At 66.9% G+C, this 5,266-nt stretch carries 5 protein-coding genes; 3 read left to right on the top strand and 2 right to left on the bottom strand.

What is annotated here, in order from left to right; genetic code table 11:
• Positions 1–80 precede the first annotated feature (80 nt).
• Positions 81–680, bottom strand: a complete 600-nt coding sequence (locus DOM57_RS19145; protein ID WP_162619603.1) for a transposase — start codon at positions 678–680, stop codon at positions 81–83.
• Positions 681–709: 29 nt separating this feature from the next.
• Here DOM57_RS19145 and DOM57_RS19140 point away from each other — a divergent pair, with 29 nt between their 5' ends.
• Together DOM57_RS19140 and DOM57_RS19135 are read left to right on the top strand one after the other, a co-directional pair.
• Positions 710–1,174, top strand: a complete 465-nt coding sequence (locus tag DOM57_RS19140; protein WP_162619602.1) for a transposase — start codon at positions 710–712, stop codon at positions 1,172–1,174.
• 232 nt (positions 1,175–1,406) lie between these two features.
• A complete protein-coding gene (locus DOM57_RS19135) occupies positions 1,407–4,109 on the top strand; it encodes an HAD-IC family P-type ATPase (RefSeq protein WP_110650781.1) in 2,703 nt (900 codons plus the stop codon).
• On the opposite strand, the gene DOM57_RS19130 is transcribed toward DOM57_RS19135, so the two are convergent.
• Positions 4,084–4,704, bottom strand: coding sequence for a methylenetetrahydrofolate reductase (locus DOM57_RS19130; protein ID WP_204353042.1), 621 nt, complete (start codon positions 4,702–4,704; stop codon positions 4,084–4,086). The two genes, DOM57_RS19135 and DOM57_RS19130, sit on opposite strands and share 26 nt — an antisense overlap.
• 33 nt (positions 4,705–4,737) lie before the next feature.
• On the opposite strand from DOM57_RS19130, the gene DOM57_RS19125 reads away from it, so the two are divergent.
• On the top strand, positions 4,738–5,266 hold a 529-nt coding region (locus DOM57_RS19125), incomplete at its 3' end, for a transposase zinc-binding domain-containing protein (RefSeq protein ID WP_204353041.1).

Here is a 5,266-nt window from a genome sequence, read left to right as displayed (position 1 = left end):
ACAGCGTGGCTTGAGGGAACAGCCGGCACAGGCCGAAGGGTTGGCATAGTGAAGGACTTTCTGGGACCGATTGCGTTGTTTCAGCGGCAGCCAGTGATCGGCCGGACAGCGGTAGGCATCCCGGGCCGGATCATAATGAAAGGCATCGGCCTGATAGAGCTGGCCGCCCCCTGGTTGTTGACGGTCCGCCGAGGCGGGATGTGACACGCGACGTGGCGGTCCTCGCAGTGCTGCTGCCGTTCGCCGTTGGAGTAGCCGGCATCGGCCAGTAGCGCGATCGGGTCTGTCTCCAGTGCCGCTTGTGCTGCGTCCGCCATGGGCCGCAACTGGCGGCTGTCATCGCCGTCCTGCACCGTCTCATGGTGCACGATCAGATGGGTGTCGGTATCCACCACCGTTTGCAGGTTATACGCGGTCCGGCTTCCCTGCGGTGAGCGCATGAGCCGGGCCTCGGGCTCACCGGTGACGTGATGCTGGATCCCGAGTCGTTCCATGCGCTCACGATTGTCCCGGGTCTGGTCACGCAGGGCCTTGAGCCGTTCGAGTGTTCGGCGGCGCTGGTCATCGTCGGGCCCATCCCGGTGCGCTTCCTCGCGGTCGGTCTCGTCGAGGCCTTCCAGCCAGGCGTCGATACGCGCGTTCAAAGCCTGTTCCTCCCGGGCCAGCGACTGTCGACTCACCACGCCTGTCACTGACCAGCAGCGGCCTGGTGCACTACCAGCTCAAGACGCCGTATCGAGACGGAACCACACATGTGTTCTTCGAGCCGCACGACTTTCTGGCGCGCCTGGCCGCCCTGGTGCCGCGGCCACGGGTCAATCTGACGCGCTTCCACGGCGTGTTTGCCCCGAACAGCCAATGGCGGGCGCGGGTAACGCCGGCCAAGCGAGGGAAGGGGCGCCAGAGGCCTGCGACCGAATCTGAAGATCAAACGCCTGCCGAGAAGCACGCAGCCATGACCTGGGCGAAGCGCTTGAAACGCGTATTCGACATTGATGTTCAGACGTGCGAGGCGTGCCGCGGCGCAGTCAAGATCGTTGCCGCCATCGAAGACCCGGTAGCCATCAGGAAGATCCTCGACCCCCTGGAGGATCAGGGCGCGATGCCTAAGGCTTACCACCGGCCGGCAGTGCGTGCCCCGCCGAAGCAGAAGATGGTCCCGGCCCTGCATTGACGACCTTCAGGAACACCATGCCCAGCTGGGCGGCAGGGTTGCCTTCGTCTTGATGTCAGGGAAATGCTCCTTGGCAAGACATCCAGGGCCAAAACCGCCTGCCCTGCGTCGCACGCCAGGCCCACATGGCCTGACGAACCCTCGAAACTCGACCGCCAACAAGGCTTCGGCTACAGTTCGATACTCGACAGAGGGCGTTTGTTCTTCTTATACGCGAGGACCGGGATTACGTATGGCAACAGCGGCATCGGCATCGGGCGACTGGCACGCGCGCGCAGCAGACGAGGCGCTTGCGGCACTGGAATCCGATCTTGGGGGTCTGTCCGGCCAGGAGGTCGAAGCGCGCCTGGCCCGCCACGGGCCCAACAGCCTACCGGAAGCCCGTCCCGTCCATCCGCTGTGGCGCTTCCTCGCCCAGTTCAACAATCCGCTGATCTATTTCCTGCTGGCCGCCGCGATTGCGGCCTTCGCGCTCGGCCACGCGGTCGATGCGACGGTCATCCTGCTGGTGGTGCTGGTCAATGCGGTGGTCGGCTTCGTGCAGGAGGGGCGCGCCGAAAGGGCGCTTGCCGGCATGCGCGGCCTCATCTCTCCGCAGGCGATCGTCATACGCGACGGCGAGAAGCGCGAGGTGGAGGTCGCCGGACTGGTGCCCGGCGACGTGGTGCTGATCGAGGCGGGCGACCGCGTGCCGGCGGACCTGCGCATCCTGCGTGCACGGAGCCTGGCGATCGAGGAAGCGGCGCTGACCGGCGAATCGGTCGCCTCCGAAAAAGGCGAGGAACCGGTGGCGGCCGACGCGCCGCTGGGCGACCGCACTTCGATGGCCTTTTCCGGAACTCTGGTCGCCCGCGGGCAGGCTACCGGGCTGGTCGTGGAAACCGGCTCCAGGACAGAGATCGGCCGGATCAGCGGCATGCTGCAGCAGGTTCCGCCACTGGTGACCCCGCTTCTGCAGCAGATCAACCGCTTCGCCCGCCTACTGACGATCGTGATCCTCGCCTTTGGGGCCGCGCTGTTCGCCTTCGCGGTCCTGGTGCGCGGATATGACTGGGTGGAGGCGCTGATCGCCGTCGTCGCCGTCGCCGTGGGGGCGATCCCCGAGGGGCTGCCCGCGGTCATCACCATCACCCTTGCCATCGGCGTGCAGCGGATGGCGGCGCGCCGCGCGGTGATCCGCAAGCTGCCGGCGGTGGAATCGCTGGGCGCCACCAGCGTGATCTGTTCGGACAAGACCGGCACCCTCACCCGCAACGAGATGACCGTGGAGCGCCTGTTCACGCCCGAGCGCGAATTTGTCGTCAGCGGCATCGGCTATGCCCCCGAGGGCGAGGTGACGCCCGCCGGCGCCTCCGCCGGCCCGGTCGAGCCGCCCGCCGAGCTGATCCGCTGCGGCGCACTGTGCAACGAGGCGCGGCTTTCCCTGGCGGACGGCCAGTGGAGCGTTGCCGGCGACCCGATGGAAGGCGCGCTGCTGGCACTCGCCACCAAGGCGGGGCTGGAGACGGAGAGCCTCAGGCGCGAATGGCGGCGGCTGGACGAGATTCCGTTCGACGCCTCCTACCGCTATATGGCCACGCTGCACCGGGCGCCCGACGGCGGCCACGTCGCCTTCATCAAGGGCGCGCCCGAGGCGGTTCTCGCGCTGTGCGACGAAGATTCCCGCAAGCTCGACTGGAACGCGCATATAGAGCGCTCCGCCGCGGAAGGGGAGCGTCTGCTGGCTTTCGCCATGCTGCGGCTTGCCGACGAATCCGAGCGCATGAGCCATGACGACCTGCGGGGCGCACGGATGCTGGGCCTCATGGGCTTCATCGACCCCCCGCGCGAGGAAGCGAAAGTCGCCATCGACGAATGCCGCTCTGCCGGCATCGCCATCAAGATGATCACCGGCGACCATGCCGCGACCGCCGTCGCCATTGCCCGCCAGCTGGAGCTCGCGGACGATCCGCAAGCCCTGACCGGCAGCGAAATCGAGGCGATGGACGACAAGGAGCTCGCCGCCCGCGTGCCGCAGGTGGCGGTGTTCGCGCGCGCCAGCCCGGAGCACAAGCTGCGCATCGTGCGCGCACTGCAATCGCACGGCCACATTGTCGCGATGACCGGAGACGGCGTGAACGATGCGCCTTCGCTCAAGCAGGCCGATGTGGGCACCGCGATGGGCGTCGCCGGCACCGAGGCCGCGCGGGAGGCGTCGGAAATGGTGCTGCTCGACGACAATTTCGCCTCGATCGTCGCCGCCGCGCGCGAGGGCCGCACGGTCTACGACAATATCCGGAAGGTCATCGCCTGGACGCTGCCGACCAATGGCGGCGAGGCGATCGTTGTCATCCTCGCCATCCTAGCCGGCTTCACCCTGCCGCTGACGGCCACGCAGATCCTGTGGATCAACCTTGTCACCGCGGTCACGCTGGGCCTCGTCCTCGCCTTCGAGCCGCCCGAGCCGGGCGTCATGGAGCGACCACCGCGAAAGCGCGACGCACCGCTGCTCACCGGAGTGCTGCTGTGGCGCGTGGTGCTGGTTTCGGCGCTGTTCGCGACCGTCGTGCTCGTCGTCTTTTTCGGCTCGCAAGCACTGGGCGCCAGCATCGAGAAGGGCCGCACCCTGGCGGTCAACATGCTGGTGGTGGCGGAGATCTTCTATTTGTTCAACGTGCGCTTCCTGCACATGGGTTCGCTGACCCTGAAAGGGGCGCTGGGCACCAGGCCCGTGCTGATCGCGCTGGCCACCATCATCGCGGCGCAGATCGCCTTCACCTATCTGCCGTTCCTGCAAGGTGTGTTCGACACCCGGCCGCTCACCCTCCTCGAAGGGGCTGTCGTGATCGCGCTTGGCCTCGCGCTGTTCATCATCCTGGAAATCGAGAAGGCGGTCCTGCGCCGGTTTCAGGAGGAGGGCGAGGATCCGGTCAGGAAGACGGAGCCCCGTCGATGAATTCGCGCACCCACCTGGCGCTCGTCTCCAGTCCGCCGAAAGTGTAGAAATGCACGCCCACGGTGCCGTGCTCACGGGGGTCCAGCCGGGCAGCCAGGTCCGCCAGGAACCGGTCGGGGCCCGCAGTGCCGACCAGGTCGGTCAGCGAGAAACCATATTTTTTCGCGGCCTCCGCGCTCGGGCCCACCCCGAAGCGCCGCGCATACCCCAGCAGCCGCCTGATGCCGGCGGGGCCGGGCACGCCGATCCGGATCGGCAGGCGAATGCCACGCGAACGGACCTGCTCGATCCAGGCGATCACGGGATCTGCGTCGAAGCCGAACTGCGTGACGATGCTTCCCTCGCGGCCCTGCTCGGCCAGCGCATCGGCCTTGGCTTCCAGCGCTTCCCACAAGGCCGTCTCGGCAATTGCGTGATGGCCCGCCGGATAGCCGGCGATGCTGACGGTCTTCACTCCATATTCCGCGAGCGGGGCCTGCCTTATCAGGGACAGGGAATCCGCATAGGGCCCTTCGGGAACGGCCGGATCTCCGGCGATGACGAAAATGTGCTCGCCGCTGTTCTCCCGCTGCAGGGCTGCCAGAAGCTCCCGCATGGAGGCCTCCGAGGCAAGGCGGCGTGCGGAAATGTGCGGCACGGGCATGAGGCCGGCCCGCCGGACCGCTCGCAGCAGAACGCACGGCGCTACCAGCGCCACCGCCCAGAGCAGACTCTGCTCTACCGGATCGTCGAAGACAACTACCCGGCGTTTGTGTCACAGATGGCGCGCGAAGGCCGTGCCTTGCCGTACTACGTACAGCGGGAATTCGACGAGTACCTGGGCTGCGGGCGCCTGGAGCACGGTTTCTTGCGCGTGCGTTGCGATGACTGCCACGCGGAGCGGCTGGTCGCCTTCAGTTGCAAGCGCCGGGGGTTTTGCCCCAGTTGCGGGGCTCGGCGCATGGCCGAAGCCGCGGCGTTGCTGGTCGACGAGGTCTTTCCAGAGCAGCCGGTCAGACAGTGGGTCCTGAGCTTTCCGTATCCGCTGCGTTTTCTGTTCGCTAACAAACCCGAGGTGATGAGCCATGTGCTGGGCATCGTCTACCGTGTCATCACCACGCACTTGGTCAGGAAAGCCGGCTTCACCCGCAACAGCGCGCGCGCAGGCCGTGTCAAAA

It is taken from the genome of Salinicola peritrichatus (genome assembly GCF_003206715.1).
Lineage (GTDB): Bacteria > Pseudomonadota > Gammaproteobacteria > Pseudomonadales > Halomonadaceae > Salinicola > Salinicola peritrichatus.
Note: the sequence above shows the minus strand (reverse complement) of the source record. Positions and strands in the feature narration are given on the sequence as shown.